This window comes from Pelagerythrobacter sp. Soil_C_18, from assembly GCF_057657235.1.
The window spans coordinates 176,769-194,348 of record NZ_JBDGIU010000002.1; the positions used below are offsets into that span (position 1 = coordinate 176,769).

The 17,580-nt window shown below is 65.6% G+C and carries 13 protein-coding genes and 2 tRNA genes; 7 read left to right on the forward strand and 8 right to left on the reverse strand.

All coding sequences use genetic code 11. The annotated features are described in order from the left end of the window. Positions 1–19: 19 nt before the first annotated feature. Positions 20–340 (forward strand): thioredoxin, encoded by a 321-nt coding sequence (gene trxA / locus AC3A5N_RS06485; RefSeq protein WP_129523774.1) that lies wholly within the window; start codon positions 20–22, stop codon positions 338–340. Positions 341–445: 105 nt separating this feature from the next. Here the strand turns inward: trxA and AC3A5N_RS06490 are convergent, their stop codons facing one another. After that, positions 446–1,210: an inositol monophosphatase family protein gene (locus tag AC3A5N_RS06490; protein ID WP_487736814.1), complete on the reverse strand. Its 765-nt coding sequence runs from the start codon at positions 1,208–1,210 to the stop codon at positions 446–448. Between the two features lie 29 nt (positions 1,211–1,239). Beyond that, positions 1,240–2,466 carry a bifunctional glutamate N-acetyltransferase/amino-acid acetyltransferase ArgJ gene (gene argJ, locus AC3A5N_RS06495; protein WP_487736499.1) on the reverse strand — a complete coding sequence of 409 codons (1,227 nt, stop codon included), beginning with the start codon at positions 2,464–2,466 and terminating at the stop codon, positions 1,240–1,242. 86 nt (positions 2,467–2,552) lie between these two features. Here argJ and AC3A5N_RS06500 point away from each other — a divergent pair, with 86 nt between their 5' ends. The 3 genes from AC3A5N_RS06500 (at position 2,553) to AC3A5N_RS06510 (ending at position 5,834) form a co-directional block, all read left to right on the forward strand. Continuing rightward, positions 2,553–2,825 carry a hypothetical protein gene (locus tag AC3A5N_RS06500; RefSeq protein WP_487736500.1) on the forward strand — a complete coding sequence of 91 codons (273 nt, stop codon included), beginning with the start codon at positions 2,553–2,555 and terminating at the stop codon, positions 2,823–2,825. A 93-nt stretch (positions 2,826–2,918) separates the two neighbouring features. After that, on the forward strand, positions 2,919–5,666 hold the full coding sequence (gene secA / locus AC3A5N_RS06505) for a preprotein translocase subunit SecA (protein ID WP_487736501.1): 2,748 nt from the start codon (positions 2,919–2,921) through the stop codon (positions 5,664–5,666). Between the two features lie 93 nt (positions 5,667–5,759). Continuing rightward, positions 5,760–5,834 (forward strand) — tRNA-Asn (locus AC3A5N_RS06510). An 83-nt stretch (positions 5,835–5,917) separates the two neighbouring features. Here the strand turns inward: AC3A5N_RS06510 and AC3A5N_RS06515 are convergent. Next, complete coding sequence (locus AC3A5N_RS06515; RefSeq protein WP_487736502.1) at positions 5,918–6,706, reverse strand: NAD kinase; 789 nt, start codon at positions 6,704–6,706, stop codon at positions 5,918–5,920. 115 nt (positions 6,707–6,821) lie between these two features. Here AC3A5N_RS06515 and AC3A5N_RS06520 point away from each other — a divergent pair, with 115 nt between their 5' ends. Further along, positions 6,822–7,622 (forward strand): EAL domain-containing protein, encoded by an 801-nt coding sequence (locus AC3A5N_RS06520; protein WP_487736503.1) that lies wholly within the window; start codon positions 6,822–6,824, stop codon positions 7,620–7,622. A 41-nt stretch (positions 7,623–7,663) separates the two neighbouring features. Here the strand turns inward: AC3A5N_RS06520 and mfd are convergent, their stop codons facing one another. Together mfd and AC3A5N_RS06530 are read right to left on the reverse strand one after the other, a co-directional pair. Next, positions 7,664–11,155 (reverse strand): transcription-repair coupling factor, encoded by a 3,492-nt coding sequence (gene mfd / locus AC3A5N_RS06525; protein WP_487736504.1) that lies wholly within the window; start codon positions 11,153–11,155, stop codon positions 7,664–7,666. Positions 11,156–11,283: 128 nt separating this feature from the next. Further along, entirely contained in the window at positions 11,284–11,547 is a 264-nt protein-coding gene (locus AC3A5N_RS06530; protein WP_487736505.1) for an FAD assembly factor SdhE, read from the reverse strand. 118 nt (positions 11,548–11,665) lie between these two features. Between AC3A5N_RS06530 and recG the strand changes: the two genes are divergently transcribed. Continuing rightward, positions 11,666–13,726 carry an ATP-dependent DNA helicase RecG gene (gene recG / locus AC3A5N_RS06535; protein ID WP_487736506.1) on the forward strand — a complete coding sequence of 687 codons (2,061 nt, stop codon included), beginning with the start codon at positions 11,666–11,668 and terminating at the stop codon, positions 13,724–13,726. Here recG and AC3A5N_RS06540 read toward each other — a convergent pair. From AC3A5N_RS06540 to AC3A5N_RS06550, 3 genes are all read right to left on the reverse strand, one after another. Continuing rightward, positions 13,723–14,184 carry a low molecular weight protein-tyrosine-phosphatase gene (locus tag AC3A5N_RS06540; protein ID WP_487736507.1) on the reverse strand — a complete coding sequence of 154 codons (462 nt, stop codon included), beginning with the start codon at positions 14,182–14,184 and terminating at the stop codon, positions 13,723–13,725. The genes recG and AC3A5N_RS06540 overlap by 4 nt on opposite strands. Positions 14,185–14,235: 51 nt before the next feature. Then, entirely contained in the window at positions 14,236–16,116 is a 1,881-nt protein-coding gene (locus tag AC3A5N_RS06545) for a hybrid sensor histidine kinase/response regulator (protein ID WP_487736508.1), read from the reverse strand. Positions 16,117–16,428: 312 nt separating this feature from the next. Then, positions 16,429–16,505 (reverse strand) — tRNA-Pro (locus AC3A5N_RS06550). A 110-nt stretch (positions 16,506–16,615) separates the two neighbouring features. Between AC3A5N_RS06550 and thyA the strand changes: the two genes are divergently transcribed. Then, complete coding sequence (thyA, locus tag AC3A5N_RS06555) at positions 16,616–17,572, forward strand: thymidylate synthase (RefSeq protein ID WP_487736509.1); 957 nt, start codon at positions 16,616–16,618, stop codon at positions 17,570–17,572. Positions 17,573–17,580 lie beyond the last annotated feature (8 nt).

A 17,580-nucleotide genomic window follows, 5' to 3' on the forward strand; every position in this document is an offset into this window, starting at 1 on the left:
ACACAACAGGAGATTCCCCATGGCAACCGTCAACGTCACCGATGCCAGCTTCCAGGCCGATGTGCTCGACAGCGACAAGCCCGTGCTTGTCGATTTCTGGGCCGACTGGTGCGGCCCCTGCAAGATGATCGCGCCCGCGCTCGAGGAAATCAGCGAGGAACTGGCCGACAAGGTGACGATCGCCAAGATGGACATCATGGAGAACACCGGTGTTCCCGGTCAGATCGGCGTCCAGTCGATCCCGCTGATGGTGCTGTTCAAGGACGGCAAGCCGGTTGCCCAGAAGCTCGGCGCCGCGCCCAAGAGTCAGCTCAAAGGATGGCTCGAAGGCGAGCTTTGAGAGCCATCCGCACCGAGCGAGCCCCTGCGAAGGCAGGGGCCTCGGGCAATTGAAGAAGACCAGGCGGCCTGAGGCCGCAGCCTTCGCTGGGGCTCGGGCTCCTTTTCAGACCCCGGCCGTCCGCTCCGCCAGTTCGTCCCACAGCGCCGGGCTTGCCGCGCCGAGCAGGCCCGGCTTCTGCCATTCATCGACCCGATAGGCCGAACCGTCGGGCCGCGCGGCCTTCCCGCCTGCCTCGTTGAGCCACAGCACCCCGGCGGCGTGGTCCCAGGCCAGTGTGCGCTCGAAGATCGAGACGTCGTTCACCCCCAGCGCCAGACGCGGGTACTGCTCGGCTGCGCAGTAGGGAATGTCGGTCATGCGGTAGTGCGGAGCGATCTGCCGCTTCACCGCCTCGCGCCGCGCTTCATCCATGAAGATCAGCGAGATCGCCGCAACCGGCGGCGTTTCGCCGGTGGGATTCGCCTCGATCCGCTCTCCATCGACGAACGCGCCGCGTCCCTCGTGCGCGGCGCAGAAGCGTCCGCTCAGACAGTCGTAGATCCAGCCCGATCGCGCCACGCCGCCTTCGGCGCGCGCGATAATGATCCCAAACGGTGGTTCTCCGCGCGCAAAATTGCGGGTGCCGTCGAGCGGGTCGACGATCCAGCAGTCGCCGGAGAGCGCATCCTGTATCGAAGCATCTGCATGCGAGGCTTCCTCCCCCACGACGGGCAGGGCGGGCTCGAACGCGGCCAGCGCCTCGGCGAGCATCGCCTCGGCCGCATGGTCGGCCACCGTAACGACGTCGCCCGGCGCCTTTGCCACGATCTGGTCGTCCGCAAGCGCGCGGTAGAGCGGCACGATGGCCTCCTCGCTCACCCGCCGCATCAGGGCGAGAATCTCACGGTCGAGCAAGCTCACGACCGGTAATCCGCGTTGATCGCGATGTAGCCATGCGTGAGATCGCAGGTCCATACGGTCGCGCAGCCGTCGCCGAGGCCGAGGTCCACCGCGATGGCGATTTCGCTACCGCGGAGATGTTCGGCGACTGGTGCTTCGTCGTAATCGGCGAGCGGCAGGCCGTCGCGAGCGGTCCAGTGGCCGCCGAACCCTATCGAGAGCTTGTCGCGGTCGGCGGGCTCTCCTGCCTTGCCGACGGCCATGACCACGCGACCCCAGTTCGCGTCCTCGCCGGCGATGGCGGTCTTGACCAACGGCGAATTGGCGATCGCGAGGCCGACCTTGCGGGCGCTTTCGTCGGAGACGGCGCCAGTGACGGCAACTTCGATGAACTTGCGGGCCCCTTCGCCGTCGCGGACCACGAGGTGCGCGAGCTGACGGCAGACATCGCGCAACGCGGCGGCGAAGGCGTCAGCGCCAGGATCATCGAACGAGGCGAGCGGGGCGTTGCCGGCCTTGCCCGTCGCGAAGGTCAGCACCGTATCACTGGTCGAGGTATCGCTGTCGACGGTGATGCAGGAGAACGTCCGCTCGTTTGCTTCTGACAGCAGGCGCTGCAGGAATGCAGGTTCGACAGCCGCGTCGGTGAAAACATAACCAAGCATCGTTGCCATATCCGGCGCGATCATGCCGCTGCCCTTGATGATCGCGGAGAGGGTCACGGTGGTATCGCCGATCACCGCCTGTGCAGTGGCCCCTTTGGGGAAAGTATCGGTGGTTCCGATGGTTGCAGCCGCTTCCTCCCATGAGCACTCGTCTGCTTCCAGCGCTGCGGCGATGCCGGTGCGCGCCTTGTCCTTGGGCAGCGGCACGCCGATCACGCCCGTTGAGGAGACGAAGACCTCGGTCTTCGGGCAGCCGAGGTGTTCGGCGACCTGTGCCATTATCGCTTCCACCGCCTCGCGCCCGCGATAGCCGGTGAAAGCGTTGGAGTTGCCCGCATTGACCACCAGAGCGCGCGCACGGCCGGTCTGGATCTGTTCGCGGCCGAGTTCGACCTCGCTCGAGCAGCACACGTTGCGCGTGAACACGCCTGCGACCGCGGTACCTTCCGCAAGCTCCACGTAGGTCAGGTCGCAACGCCCCCAATCCTTGTAGCCGGCACGCGCCACGCGCGGCACCACGCCTGCGATCGGGGGCATTTCAGGAAAGGGCACGGCGAGGGGCGAGCGTTCAAGATCCATGGCGGGCTCCTACCCGGCGGACACGCGGGGGTAAATGCGGCTTTCTAGGTGGACGATCGGACGAACAGCACCTATCTTACGCCGAGATGCTGACCCGCCTTCTCGCCTGCCTTGCGCTCATTACCGGGCTTGCCGCTGCCGGCACCCCGGCGAGTGCGGCGTTCGCGCAGGCACTAAGCGCAGAGGTCAGTGACCGGGCGGAGGAGGCGCAGCCGGGCAAGGCGCAGCGCTGTGACGCCGCGGTTCGCCGGAACAAACTGCCCGCGAAGGCCGATCCTGCGCCGGGCTGCAAGGTGCGCAAGGCGGTCAGGATCTATATCCCGACCGTTCAGTTCGGCCCCGACCGCGCCTTCGAATAGTCGCGTTACCGCACTCTCAGACATGATCCGCCGCCGGCGCCGAATGCGCGCGGGCGGCTTCCATCCATTCTCAGTCCGGACAGGGCCATCTTCATGTTCCAAGCCTTCGCCAAATCGATTTTCGGTTCGTCCAACGACCGCTACGTCAAGTCGCTCGGCAAGATCGTCAACCAGATCAATGCCCTGGAAGAGCAGCTCGAGGCGTTCTCCGACGAGGAGCTTCAGGCTCAAACCGACAAGTTTCGCGCACAGCTCCAAGAGGGCAAGACGCTCGACGACATCATGCCCGAAGCCTTCGCCACGGTGCGCGAGGCTTCGAAGCGCGTGCTCGGCATGCGTCACTTCGACGTGCAGATGATCGGCGGCATCGTGCTTCATCGCGGCGAGATCGCCGAGATGAAGACCGGCGAGGGCAAGACGCTCGTCGCCACGCTGGCGACTTATCTCAACGCGATCGAAGGCAAGGGCGTCCACGTCGTCACCGTCAACGACTATCTCGCCCGGCGCGACGCCGAGCACATGGGCCGGCTTTACCGCTGGCTCGGGCTGACGGTGGGCGTGATCGTCCCCAACATGGGTGAGCACGAGCGGCGCGATTCCTACGCCGCCGACATCACCTACGGTACGAACAACGAGTTCGGTTTCGACTATCTGCGCGACAACATGAAGCACGAGCGCCGCCAGATGGTGCAGCGCCCCTTCAACTACGCGATCGTCGACGAGGTCGATTCGATCCTGATCGACGAGGCGCGGACGCCGCTGATCATCTCCGGCCCGACCGAGGACAAGACCGACCTCTACGTCTCGATCGACGAGATCGTGAAGACGCTCGACGAAACCTACTACGACGCCGACGAGAAGACCAAGAACATCACCTGGACCGAAGACGGCATCGAGAAGGTCGAGCAGCTGCTGACCGAGGCGGGCCTGCTCGAGACCGACAATCTCTACGACGTCGAGAACACCCAGGTCGTCCACCACCTCGACCAGGCGCTCAAGGCGAACATGATGTTCAAGCGCGACATCGACTACATCGTGAAGGACGAGAAGGTCGTCATCATCGACGAGTTCACCGGCCGCATGATGGACGGGCGCCGCTGGTCGAACGGCCTGCACCAGGCGGTCGAGGCGAAGGAAGGGGTGAAGATCGAGCCCGAGAACCAGACCATGGCCTCGATCACGTTCCAGAACTACTTCCGCATGTATCCCAAGCTGTCGGGTATGACCGGTACCGCTGCCACCGAGGCGGCCGAATTCTGGGACATCTACAAGATGAGCGTGGTCGAGATTCCGACCAACGTTCCGGTCCGGCGCATCGACGATGACGACGAGTTCTACAAGAACACGCAGGACAAGTTCAAGGCGATCGCGAAAGGCATTCGCGAGAAGAACGAGATCGGCCAGCCGGTGCTGGTCGGCACGGTCTCGATCGAGAAGAGCGAGCTCCTTTCCAAGTTCCTCGACGAAGAGGGTGTGAAGCACGCCGTGCTCAACGCGCGCTTCCACGAGATGGAAGCGCACATCGTGGCGCAGGCAGGGCGTCTCGGCGCGGTGACGATTGCGACCAACATGGCGGGCCGCGGCACCGACATCCAGCTCGGCGGCAACATCGAATTCCGGATTAACGATGAACTCCGCGACATGGAGGACGGCCCCGAGAAGGACGCCGCAATCGCAAAGATCAAGGAAGAGGTCGAAGCGGAGAAGGCCAAGGTGCTCGAAGCGGGCGGTCTGTTCGTCCTTGGTACGGAGCGGCACGAATCCCGGCGCATCGACAACCAGCTTCGCGGCCGGTCGGGGCGTCAGGGCGACCCCGGCCTCTCGCGCTTCTATCTGTGCCTGGAGGACGATCTTCTGCGCATCTTCGGACCGGACACGCTGTTCGCCCGGATGATGAATTCGAACCTGGAAGACGGCGAGGCGATCGGTTCGCGCTGGCTGTCGAAGGCGATCGAGACCGCGCAGAAGAAGGTCGAGGCGCGCAACTACGACATCCGCAAGCAGGTCGTCGAATACGACGACGTGATGAACGACCAGCGCAAGGTGATCTACGAGCAGCGCGCGGAGATCATGGATAGCGAGCGCGTCGACGACGTGGTGGTGGACATGCGCCACGACACGGTCGCCGGCATCGTCGCCGCCGCCTGCCCGCCCGAATCGTATCCTGAGCAGTGGGACGTGGAGGGCCTGAAGGAGCGCGTGGCCGAAGTGCTCGGCATCAATCCGCCGATCGACGCGTGGATGCAGGAGGACACACTCGATCCCGAGATCATCGAGGAGCGCATTCGTACCGAAGTTGACGGGATCATGGAGCGCAAGATGGCGGACAACGATCCGTCGATCTGGCGCCAGGTCGAAAAGTCGATCCTGCTCGAGCGGCTCGACTACCACTGGAAGGAACACCTCGCGACGCTCGACGCGCTGCGGCAGGTCGTGTTCCTGCGCGCGTATGCGCAGAAGCAGCCGATCAACGAGTACAAGCAGGAAGCTTTCGGCCTGTTCGAATCGATGCTCGACAAGCTGCGCGAGGATATCACTTCGATCCTCCTCAAGAGCGAGCTGCGCCTTGCTCCGCCGCCACAGCAGGCGCTGCCGGACCTGCCGGATTTCCTCACTGGCCATATCGATCCGTTGACCGGCATCGAGGATTCGGAAGACGGCGATGGCTCGGCGGCGCGGGCGGCGCTGTTCGGCGCGCTTGCCGGCAGTCCGCGGGCGGCCGCGGGTCCGGGCGGCGCTGCAGGCGAAAACCCCTATGCGGGCATGGACATCAGCCGCAACGCGCCGTGCCCCTGCGGCTCCGGCAACAAGTACAAGCATTGCCACGGCGCCGCCTCCTGAGGTGCGCCGTCGGCAATTGCTAGACGATCACAACGACGGGGTTGCAAACTCCGAAGCTCGACCATATACGCGCGCTCTGCCTGCAGGGGCTGCTCCCCGATAGCTCAGCGGTAGAGTAGGTGACTGTTAATCACTTGGTCGTTGGTTCGAATCCAACTCGGGGAGCCATCATTCTGTAACGGCTTGAAAAAAGGGCGCGACGGGTCTTCCCATCGCGCCCTTTTTGTGTGCCGAGAGCGCCGGCAATGCCGTCAGGCGACGAACTGTTCCGCCACGATCCGTTCGTCGAGCGCGTGGCCCGGATCGAACAGCAGGGTCAGCTCGGATTCGCGGGCAATCTCCAACGTCACTTCCGCGATATCGCGTACTTCCTTCTGGTCGGCCACGGCGGAGACGGGCCGTTTGGATGGCTCGCGCACACGCAACTGGATTCGGCTGCGGTCGGGCAGAAGCGCACCGTTCCACCGCCGCGGGCGGAAGGGGCTGATCGGCGTCAGCGCCAGCAGGTTCGAATCGAGCGGTAGGATCGGCCCGTGGGCGGACAGGTTATAAGCGGTGGATCCGGCAGGCGTCGCCACCAGCACGCCGTCGCAGACCAGTTCCTCGATCCGCACCCGATCGTCGACCGACACTTCGATCTTCGCGGTCTGGCGCGTTTCGCGCAGCAGCGAGACCTCGTTGATCGCGCAGAACGTCGTCCTCGCACCGTCCTGCGTCACCGCTTCCATGCGCAGCGGCGCGATCGCAATCGCGCGGGCGCGGTTCACGCGGTCGAGCAGCCTGCCGCCCTTGCGATACTTGTTCATCAGGAAGCCGACGGTGCCGAGGTTCACGCCGTACACGGGCTTCACGGCCCCGCTGTCGAGCATCTGGTGCAGCGTGTGGAGCATAAAGCCGTCGCCGCCGATCACGGCTACCGCTTCGGCCTCCTCGATCGGGCAGAACGTGTGCGATTGGCGCAAGTCGTGCGCCGCCTCCTGCGCACGCTCTGTGTCGGAGGCGATCATTGCCAGCCGCGTAAATCCGTTGGAAACGCCCACTTAGAGCTCCGTCCTGCCGGCGCGCACCCTATGGGCCACCGTCTCTATTTGCAACGCGCGCGGCACACGGGCAGACGGGCAGGCCGGACTGCGCCAACGGCGAGGAATGAATTTCATGACATCGACTCGCGAGCGCCGTTCCCCGACCGACCGCCGGCGCAGCGGCGCCGAGCGTTCGCAGGAGTTGTTCGCCGCGATCGAGCAGAATCAAGTCGAGCTGCTGTTCCAGCCCCAGTTCTCCTGTGCCGACGGGCGGGTGATTGGCGCGGAAGCGCTGGCGCGGTGGAATCATCCGCAGCGGGGCCCGCTCGGCATCGAGAGCTTGTTCGACCTGGCGGCGAATGCGCACGAAGCTGCCGCGCTTACCCATCACATTGCGGCACACGCACTGGCGGCCGCAGCGTGCTGGGCGGACAACCTTCGCCTCTCGCTCAACGTGACCGCCGCCGATATCTCGGCCGCGGATTTCGCCGATGGGCTGCGGGCGCTGGTTCGCGAATCAGGCTTCGATGCCGGAAGGCTGACGCTGGAGCTGACCGAGCATGCCCTGGTGCGCGATGTCGAAGGCAGCGCAGCGCAGCTCGCCTGGCTCGCGAGCGACGGCATTCGGATCGCGCTCGACGACTTCGGCGCGGGCTTCTGCAACTTCCGCTATCTCAAGCTCCTGCCGCTTGATTACCTCAAGCTCGACCGCACGATGGTCGAAGGGATCGCCACCGACAGACGCGACCTTGCCGTACTGCGCGCGATCGTGGCGATGGCGGGCGCGCTGGACCTGGCGGTGATCGCCGAAGGCATCGAGAGCGAGGCGCAACTCGACAAAGTCCGCGTGGAGGGCTGTGCGGCGTTCCAGGGTTTCCTGCGCGCGAGACCGATGGAAGCGGAGGCCTTCCTCAGCTTCGCGCGTTCAGGATAGCCGCTGCACGGGCGTCAGAGCCTGCCACGGCGGGCCCCAGGTCAGGCGGCGAGTTCCTCGCATTTGCCTGCCTTGCGCGCGATGCCGCTTAGGCCCTTGGTGAGCTGGAACAGCCCGTTCAGCCGCGACTTGGGGTCGCCCCATGCACGGTTGATGACGAGTTTCATGTCGGGGCGGAGCTTGGCGGTATCCTGCAGGCGTTCGACATAGGCGAGCAGGCCGGCTGGGTCGGGGAAGTCATCGTTGTGGAACGTCACCAGCGTGCCGCGTGCGCCGACGTCGATCTTGGCGATGTTGGCGGTGATCGCCTGATGCTTGATCTCGATCAGACGGATGAGGTTCGCGGTGGCGTCGGGCAGGGGGCCGAAGCGGTCGATCATCTCGGCCGCCATCGCCTCGATCTCGGCGCTGTCCTTCGCGTCGTTGAGGCGGCGGTAGAGCGCCATGCGAACGGTGAGGTCGGGCACGTAGGCCTCGGGGATCATGATCGGCGCGTCGACCGTGATTTGCGGGCTCAGCGGATCGCCCTGCCGCTCCAGCCCGGCGTCGCCAGCCTTGGCGGCCAGGATCGCGTCCTCCAGCATCGACTGGTAGAGCTCGAAGCCGACCTCGCGGATATGGCCCGATTGCTCGTCACCCAGCAGGTTGCCCGCGCCGCGAATGTCGAGGTCGTGGCTGGCGAGCTGGAATCCCGCGCCGAGGCTGTCGAGATCGCCGAGCACTTTCAGGCGCTTCTCGGCGACTTCGGACAGCGCGACATCCTTCTCGTATGTCAGGTAGGCGTAGGCACGCAGCTTCGCGCGCCCGACGCGGCCACGAAGCTGGTAGAGCTGGGCGAGACCGAAGATGTCCGCGCGATGGATGATGATCGTGTTGGCGCTCGGCAGGTCGAGCCCACTTTCGACGATCGTGGTCGAAAGCAGTACGTCGTACTTGCCTTCGTAGAAGGCGCTCATCCGCTCCTCGATCTCGCCGGCGCCCATCTGACCGTGTGCCGCGACGAACTTCACTTCGGGCACATGCTCGTGCAGCCAGTCGGACACCTGCTCCATGTCCGAGATGCGCGGCACGACGATGAAGCTCTGCCCGCCGCGATGGTGCTCGCGCAGCAGGGCCTCGCGCATGACCATATCGTCCCATTCCATCACGTACGTGCGCACCGCGAGGCGGTCGACCGGCGGGGTCTGGATGGTGGAAAGTTCGCGAAGACCGGACATCGCCATCTGCAGCGTGCGCGGGATCGGCGTGGCGGTGAGCGTCAGCACGTGAACGTCGGCGCGGAGCTGCTTGAGCTTCTCCTTGTGGGTGACGCCGAAGCGCTGCTCCTCGTCCACGATTACCAGGCCGAGATTGCGGAACTTGGTCGTCTTGGAGAGGATCGCGTGCGTGCCGATCACGATGTCGACCTTGCCATCCGTAAGCCCTTCACGGGTCTCCGCCATTTCCTTGGCCGGGACGAGGCGCGAAAGGCGCCCGATGCGCAGCGGGAAGCCGGCGAAACGCTCGACGAAATTGGTGTAGTGCTGGCGCGCCAGCAGCGTGGTCGGTGCGACGACGGCCACCTGCTGCCCCGCCATCGCTGCGACGAAGGCGGCCCGCAGTGCCACCTCGGTCTTGCCGAAACCCACGTCGCCGCAGACCAGACGGTCCATTGGCCGGCCGGCTTCGAGATCGCCCAGCACGTCCTCGATGGCGCGGTCCTGATCGTCGGTTTCCTGCCATGGGAAACGATCGACGAACTGATTGAAGCTCGCTTCCTCCGCCGCGAGCACCGGCGCCTTCTTGAGCGCGCGCTGGGCCGCGACCAGCATCAGCTCGCCCGCGATTTCGCGGATGCGCTCCTTCAGGCGCGAGCGGCGCTTCTGCCACGCCTCGCCGCCGAGACGGTCGAGCATGACCGCCTCCTCGCTGCTGCCGTAGCGGCTGAGCACGTCGATGTTCTCGACCGGAATGTAGAGCTTGTCGCCGCTCCGATACTCCAGCATCACGCAGTCGTGCTGGCTCTTGCCGACCGCGATCGGCTCCAGCCCGAGGTACTTGCCGATCCCGTGCTCGACATGGACCACCAGGTCGCCGCGGTTGAGCGCCGACAGCTCGGCCAGGAAGGCGTCGGAATCCTTGCGCTTCTTGCGCCGGCGGACGAGGCGGTCGCCGAGCACGTCCTGCTCGGTAAGCAGCTCTAGCTCGTCGTTGGCGAATCCGGTCTCCAGCGGCAGGACCAGCGCCACCGGCTTGCCCTTCGCCGCCGTCCCGAGCGCTTCCTGCCACCCGTCGGCAAGCTGCGTCGTCGCACCGGCCTCTGAAAGGATCGAAGCGATGCGGGCGCGGCTGCCGGTGGAATAGGCGGCGAAGATCGCCCTCTTCCCGGCCTTGCCGATCGCGCCGAGATGTTTGGCCGCGGCCTCATAGACATTGTCGCCCCGTGCGCGCTCCGGCGCGAAGTCGCGCGCGGAAGCGAAGCCGAAGTCGACCACGCGCTCGCTTTCGGGTTCGGCGAAGATCGTCGTGCGGTGGACGGGCTTCTTGTCCAGCGCGGTGCCGAACTCGTTTTCGGTGAGATAGAGCGCGTCGGCGGGCAGGGGGCGGTAGCTGCCCTTGGTCTGTCCGCCGGTGCTCGTGCGCTGCTCGTAGTAGTCGGAAATGTCCGACAGCCGCTCCTCGGCGGCCTGGAGCGCAGCGGAATCGATCGCCACCACGTCGCCGTCGCCGAGGTGGTCGAACAGCGTTACCATTCGCTCCTCGAACAGCGGCAGCCAGTGCTCCATCCCCGCGAGACGGCGGCCTTCGCTGACAGCCTCGTAAAGCGGGTCCTGCGTTGCGTTGGCGCCGAACATTTCGCGATAACGGGTGCGAAAGCGCTTGATGCTGTCCTCGTCGAGCAGCGCTTCGCTGGCCGGCAGCAGGAGGTGTGACTTGAGCACGCCGGTGCTCATCTGCGTCGAGGGATCGAAGCTGCGCAGGCTTTCGAGCTCGTCACCGAAGAAGTCGAGCCGCAGACCCTCGTCGAGCCCCGAAGGGAAGATGTCGACGATCGAACCGCGCACCGCGTACTCGCCTTTGTCGACCACCGTGTCGGTCCGGCTGTAGCCCTGCCGCTGGAGCAGCGCGGCCAGGCTCTCGCGGCCGATCTCGATCCCGGGCTTGAACTCGCGCACGCTCTCGCGGACGCGGAACGGCGTCAGCACGCGCTGGAGCACGGCGTTGACCGTGGTCACGAGGAGCTGCGAACCAGCCTTGCCGGCCTGAAGCCGGTGCAGCGCGGAAAGCCTGCGTGCGCTGACGGTGAGGGCGGGGCTGGCGCGATCGTAGGGCAGGCAGTCCCATGCGGGGAACTCGATGACGTCGAGCTCGGGGGCGAAGTACTGCGCCGCTTCCGTCACGCTGTGCATCGCCGCCTCGTCTGCCGCGATGAAGACCGCGCGGCCTTTCGCCGCGCGTGCGAGGTCGGCCATCACGAGCGGCTGCGCGCCCCGCACGACAGAGGCGAGGGTGAGCGGCCTCTCGGCCTTCAGGATACGGTGGAGGTCGGGCATGTCCTGTCCAAATCGAGTTGCCGCGCCCGCGTTCCGCGCACGAGCGAAAACCCGCTCGAGGAATTCGAGCGGGTGGGTCGTAGTGCCTCACATAGACATTCGGGACGATTTTCCCACCCCAAGGCGAGCTACGAAATGTGGACGTAATCGAGCTTCTGCATCGCCGTGATCTGGGCTCCGGCGAAGCGTTGCGGCACGGGCTGCGTCCCGAGCGCCCAGGCCATGACATCGACGTCGTCTTCTTCCAGCAGCGCCTCGAACCACGCCAGTTCCGCCTCACCCCAGCTGGCGTGATAGCGGTCGAAGAACCCGCCGATCATGTAATCGGCCTCGCGCGTGCCGCGGTGCCAGGCGCGGAAGCGGGCGCGGGAGAGACGGGTGGGATCGGGCATGCGGGGCGCCTATCTTCCCCGTCATGCCTGCGCAAGCCGGCATCGCTCTCCACAAGCGCGGCCGGTGGTACGCGATCCCGACTTTCGCTGGGACGACGATCGCGGTTAAGAGCACCACATGCGCCCCGACATCCTCAACCCGCTGTTCGCCGAGACCGCGACGCTCGACGGTGTCGGGCCCAAGCTGCAGAAGCCGCTCGACAAGCTCGGCCTTACGCGCGTGAAGGACGTCGCCTATCACCTGCCCGAACGCTTCGTCACCCGCCGCCCGGTCGATGACCTCGACAGCGCGAGTGAGGGCGAGCAGATCGTGATCGCGCTCACGCCTACGGAGCATCGCGCCCCGCGAAGCGGCCGCGGGCCTTACCGCGTGCTCGCGCAAGATGCGGCGGGCAACGTCTGTGCGCTGACTTATTTCGGCCGCGCGTCCTACACCGCGAAGAAGCAGCTTCCGGTCGGCGAGAAGCGCTGGGTCGCCGGGCGCCTCGATCGCTATGGCGACATGCTCCAGATCGTTCATCCGGATCACGTATCGGAAGACGGCGGCAATGCGCTCGGCCAGCTCTGCGAGCCCGTTTACGCGCTGTCGGAGGGACTGACGCAGCCGAAGGTTGCCAGTCTCGTCGAGCAGGCGCTCGCGCGGCTTCCCGAGCTTCCCGAGTGGATCGAACCCGGGCAATTCGCGCGCCAGAAGTGGCCCGTCTGGGCCGACGCGCTCAAGCTCGCGCATAAGGATGAGCATGCGGCCGCCCGCGAGCGGCTCGCCTACGACGAGCTCTTCGCCAATGGCCTCGCGCTCATGCTCGTGCGGGCGGACAATCGTCGCCGGCGCGGTCAGCCGCTCCGGGGCGACGGCGGACTGCGCGCCAAGCTGAAGCTGCCGTTCCCGCTCACTGGCGCGCAGAAGCGCTCGATCGCGGAAATCGAGGGCGATCTGGCGCAGGAAGCGCCCATGCTACGGCTGCTCCAGGGCGACGTCGGCGCGGGCAAGACGGTAGTCGCTCTCGAAGCCATGCTGATTGCCGTCGAAGCCGGCAAGCAGGCGGCGCTGCTCGCACCGACAGAGATTCTCGCGCGCCAGCACTTCGAGACGCTGCGGGCGATGGTGCAGCCAACGGGAGTCGAGATCGCCCTGCTGACCGGGCGCGACAAGGGCAGGGCGCGTGAATCGATCTTGATGGGCCTGATGGATGGAAGCATCGACATCGTTGTCGGCACGCACGCGATCTTCCAGGACAGCGTTGCCTACCGCGACCTGGCGCTGGTGGTGATCGACGAGCAGCACCGCTTCGGCGTCGCGCAGCGGCTGCAACTTGCGGGCAAGGGTCGCCGCACGCCGCACACGCTCGCGATGACAGCGACGCCGATCCCGCGCACGCTCACCCTCGCGCAGTACGGCGAGATGGACGTCAGCCGCCTCGACGAAATGCCTCCCGGCCGTCAGGCGATCGACACCCGCGTCGTGGCGCAGGAACGGCTGCAGGACGTCGCCGAGGCCGTCGGCCGGCACATCGTGGGTGGGCAGCAGGCCTACTGGGTCTGTCCCATGGTGCGCGAGCACGAGAGCGAGGACATCGCCGCAGCCGAGGCACGCTACGCGGCCCTGCGCGAGCGCTTCGGCGACACGGTCGTGCTGGTACACGGGCAGCTCAAGCCGGAACTCAAGGACGCCGCGATGGAGCGATTCGCGCGCGGGGAGGCGAAGCTGCTGGTCGCGACAACGGTGATCGAGGTCGGCGTCGACGTACCCGCCGCGACGCTGATGGTGATCGAGCAGGCCGAACGCTTCGGCCTCGCGCAGCTCCACCAGTTGCGCGGGCGGGTAGGGCGGGGCTCGGAAAAGTCGGTCTGCCTGCTGCTGCGGGGCGAGGCCTTATCCGAAACCGGTCGCGAACGCCTCGCCCTGATGCGCGAGACGCAGGATGGTTTCCGCCTTGCCGAGGAGGACTTGCGCCTGCGCGGCGGCGGCGAGCTTCTCGGCACGCGGCAGTCGGGCGACACCCCGTTCCGCGTCGCGACACTAGAGCAGATCCAGCGCCTCCTCCCGCTCGCGCACGACGATGCCCGCCTGCTGATGGAGCGCGATGGCGGCCTGGAAGGCGAGCGCGGCGCTGCGGCCCGCGTGCTGCTTTACCTGTTCGAACGCGACTGGGGCGTGCAACTGCTGCGCGGGGGCTAGCGCAGCAGAGCCACGAGCGCTTCGGCGCCGCGGCTCACGTCTTCCCAGGTGTAAGTGAAATTATCCTCCCCGCCGTACCAGGGATCGGCGACTTCCGCCCCTTCGCGGCCCGGCACGAGGTCCATCAGCATGGCGACCTTTGCCCTGCTGTTCGCCGGCCGCAGCCGTTCGATATCGCGCATGTTCGACCGGTCCATACCGATGATCCAGTCGAAGCGGTCGAAATCCTCCGCCGCCAGTTGCCGTCCGCGATAGTGCGAAATGTCGATCCCGTGCCGCTCCGCCGTGGCGATGCTGCGCGGGTCGGGCGGCTCGCCGACGTGGTAGTCGGCGGTCCCGGCACTGTCCGCCGTGACATCGAGCCCCGCGCGTGCCGCGGCCTCGCGAAACGCCGCCTCGGCCAGCGGCGAGCGGCAAATGTTGCCGAGGCAGACGAAGAGAACTGTGGGCTTTGTCATGACTTCCTGCCGCCGGATTGGCCGTCGTGTCCGTTACCGGGCTTCGCTCCGTCACGCGAGTTCGGCGATCGCGCGCGCGAGCTCGCTGTCCGTGAAGGGCTTGGCCAGTCGAGGGACGTTCAGTGCGGCCCCGTCGGGAAGTTCGGCATAGCCGGACGCGACGATGATCTTCAGGTCCGGCTTTACCGTCTTCGCAGCTTCGACCAGTTCGCCGCCGGTCATTCTCGGCATGGCATAGTCGGTAATCATCAGATCGACGTCCTCCTTTTGGAGAACTTCCAGCGCCGATCTGCCCGAATGAGCCTCCAAGACTTCGTGTCCCATGTCGGAAAGGACCGTGGTCGTATTCAGAAGGATTATGGGGTCGTCGTCGACGGCAAGAATCCGGAGCGGCCTGCCGGTCGGTGCCGTTTCGGCCACATCCTCAGTCTGACCAGCCGTGCCCTGCTCCACCATCGGCAACCAGATCTCCGCGGTGGTGCCGTGGCCGAGTTCGCTCTTCAGGACGAAATGGCCACCGCATTGCTCGACCATGCCTCGTACCATGGAGAGGCCCAGACCGGTCCCCTTTCCGACGCCTTTCGTCGTGAAGAATGGCTCGGTCGCGCGTGCGAGGACTTTCTCGTCCATTCCCTCGCCTTCGTCCTTGATCGCCAGACACACGAAGTTCCCTTCCTCTCCGGGAAGCTGCGCCTCGCGCGCGCTCACAAGGATGCTGCCGCCCTCCGGCATCGCGTCCCGAGCGTTCACGATCAGGTTCATGACGGCGAGTTCAAGCTGCGCCCGGTCTGCCGTCACGGGATGGAGCCTGAGCGGGAAATTCGTATCGATGGCGATGCCCGGACCGATGGTGCGCTGCAGTAGCTCCGCCATTTCCCGGACTGAGCCGACAAGGTCCACCTCCTGTAGCTGAAGTTCCTGCTTGCGGGCGAACGCGAGCATGCGCTGGGTCAATGTGGCGCCGCGATCGGCAGCCGTGATGGCGTTTTCGATGAAGCGATCGCCGACTTTGTACTCGCCTTCCGAAATGCGCCGCTGAGCAATCCTGAGGCTGCTGAGAATGGCGGCCAGGATATTGTTGAAGTCATGCGCCACGCCCCCTGTGAGCTGGCCAATGGCCTCCATCTTCTGCGACTGGAAGAACTGCTCCTGCGACTTCTCCAGCGCCTCCTGGGCGTGCTTGCGCTCGGTTAGGTCGCGGGTGATCTTGGTGAAACCCCGCAACACGCCGTCGTCGTCGTGGATGGGGTCGATCACCACATTGGCCCAGAAACGGGTTCCGTCTTTCCGCAGCCGCCAGCCCTCGGCCTCGAACCGCCCCTCCGAAGCGGCCGTCGCCAGCGCCGTCTGCGGTACGCCCGCCTCTCGATCGGCTTCGGGATAGAAGCGGGAAAAATGCTGCCCCATGATCTCGTCGGCGGAGTAGCCCTTGAAACGCTGTGCACCGGCGTTCCAGCTCGAGACGTAGCCGTTAGGATCGAGCATATAGATCGCGTAATCGGTGACGCCCTGCACCAGCAGACGAAAGCGCTCTTCGCTTTCGCGCAGTGCTGCCTCGGCCTTTCTCCTCTCCGAAAGGTCCCGTGTGATCTTGGCGAAGCCCAGGTGTGTTCCGGTCGGATCGCGTATCGGTTCGACGACCACACCGGCCCAGAAGCGGCTGCCGTCCTTCCGGACTCGCCAGCCCTCGGCCTCGAACCGGCCCGTGTCGAGGGCGGTTTGCAAAGCTTTCGCCGGAATCCCGGCGCGCTGGTCCTCTTCGGTGTAGAAGCGGGAGAAGTGCTGACCGATGATCTCTTCGGGCATGTAGCCTTTCAGCCGCTCGGCTCCAGCATTCCAGCTACTGACGACGCCACTGGGATCGAGCATGTAGATCGCGAAGCCGGTGACGCTCTGGATCAGCAGATCGGCGCTCGTGGATAAGGGCGTCATTTCCGCATCCTGTCGATGTTCCCCCAGCTTTGAATGGAGGCCTAAACCCCTTCGCGTGCAAATAGTTCCGATGTTTGAGCCACTTGCTTGGCAACCAGCCTGGCTGCATTGGCGAAGAAGATGCTTTGACGACCGAGCTACGCCAGCCCAAGCTTGCGCGTCTTCGAACCACCTTCAACCGCGGGTTTGCGCAACTTACATCTCAAAGGCTCAGGAGCCGCTGTCCGGAGCGCCGCAGTCGGCACGGCCCGCGCCGGTCTTATACCGGGGACCTGCAATAATAAGCGAAATCCGCCGCTTGGGCGATTTAATTGGTCGGGGAGAGAGGATTCGAACCTCCGGCCCCTGCCTCCCGAAGACAGTGCTCTACCAGGCTGAGCTACTCCCCGACCGTGTCGGTCCCGTCCGGCAAAGCGCCGTGCGGGTCGAGGCAAGGCGCGCCCTATAGGCAGCGTGGGTCGGGGTGGCAAGCGGGCAATTGCAGGTCTAGGAAGTCGGCATGGCCAGCGCCGCACTTCCTGCCGATTCTTCGAATCGCGATCACCCCGAACAGCAGTATCTCGACCTGATGCGCCGCATCTGGACCGAGGGGAGCGAGCGGGTGGACCGCACCGGCATCGGCACCCGGTCGGTGTTCGGCGCGATGCTGCGCTTCGATCTGGCGGACGGCGCGATGCCGCTCCTCACCACCAAGCGGGTCTACTGGAAGACGGCCACGCGCGAGATGCTGTGGTTCCTGACGGGCGAGACGAACATTCGCCCGCTGGTGCTGCAGGGCGTCAAGATCTGGAACGAGTGGCCGCACGCGCGCTACGTTCGCGAGACCGGTGATGCGATTGCGCTGGACGACTTCGTGCAGCGGGTCGCCGATGACGAGACGTTCGCCGAGCGCTGGGGCGATCTCGGACCGGTTTACGGCAAGCAATGGGTCGACTGGCCGACCTATCGCTATCGCCCGGACGGCACGTACGAGAAGGGCCCCGGGATCAACCAGGTCGCGCAAGTGATCGAATCGCTGCGCACCAATCCCGGTAGCCGGCGCCATATCATCGAGGGCTGGAACGTCGCCGAAGTCGATCGGATGGCGTTGCCGCCGTGTCACAAGACTTATCAGTTTCACGTCGCGGATGGCCGGCTCAACTGCGCTCTCTACCAGCGAAGCTGCGACGTGGCGTTGGGGCTGCCGTTCAATCTGTGGTCCGGCGCGCTGCTGCAGCGGATGATCGCGCAGCAGGTCGATCTCGAGCCCGGCGAGTTCGTGTGGATGGGGGGTGACGTGCACCTCTACCTCAACCACGAGCACCTGATTACCGAGCAGCTTGCGAGGGAACCGCAGGGCCGTCCGCGGCTTGAGATAGTGCGGCGGCCTGAGACGATTTTCGACTACCGTCTCGAGGATTTCGAAGTCCGCAATTACGCGCCGCTGGGGGCGATCAAGGCTCCTGTGGCGGTCTGAGACGGGAG

Excerpts from the sequence above, each read along its gene's own strand:
- AC3A5N_RS06490 (WP_487736814.1), bottom strand. The coding sequence starts at position 1,210 with ATGCGGCGGGTGAGCGAGGAGGCCATCGTGCCGCTCTACCGCGCGCTT.
- argJ (WP_487736499.1), bottom strand. The coding sequence starts at position 2,466 with ATGGATCTTGAACGCTCGCCCCTCGCCGTGCCCTTTCCTGAAATGCCC.
- AC3A5N_RS06530 (WP_487736505.1), bottom strand. The coding sequence starts at position 11,547 with ATGCCCGATCCCACCCGTCTCTCCCGCGCCCGCTTCCGCGCCTGGCAC.
- AC3A5N_RS06540 (WP_487736507.1), bottom strand. The coding sequence starts at position 14,184 with ATGACAAAGCCCACAGTTCTCTTCGTCTGCCTCGGCAACATTTGCCGC.
- AC3A5N_RS06520 (WP_487736503.1), top strand. The coding sequence starts at position 6,822 with ATGACATCGACTCGCGAGCGCCGTTCCCCGACCGACCGCCGGCGCAGC.
- AC3A5N_RS06545 (WP_487736508.1), bottom strand. The coding sequence starts at position 16,116 with ATGACGCCCTTATCCACGAGCGCCGATCTGCTGATCCAGAGCGTCACC.
- thyA (WP_487736509.1), top strand. The coding sequence starts at position 16,616 with ATGGCCAGCGCCGCACTTCCTGCCGATTCTTCGAATCGCGATCACCCC.
- mfd (WP_487736504.1), bottom strand. The coding sequence starts at position 11,155 with ATGCCCGACCTCCACCGTATCCTGAAGGCCGAGAGGCCGCTCACCCTC.
- AC3A5N_RS06500 (WP_487736500.1), top strand. The coding sequence starts at position 2,553 with ATGCTGACCCGCCTTCTCGCCTGCCTTGCGCTCATTACCGGGCTTGCC.
- secA (WP_487736501.1), top strand. The coding sequence starts at position 2,919 with ATGTTCCAAGCCTTCGCCAAATCGATTTTCGGTTCGTCCAACGACCGC.
- recG (WP_487736506.1), top strand. The coding sequence starts at position 11,666 with ATGCGCCCCGACATCCTCAACCCGCTGTTCGCCGAGACCGCGACGCTC.
- trxA (WP_129523774.1), top strand. The coding sequence starts at position 20 with ATGGCAACCGTCAACGTCACCGATGCCAGCTTCCAGGCCGATGTGCTC.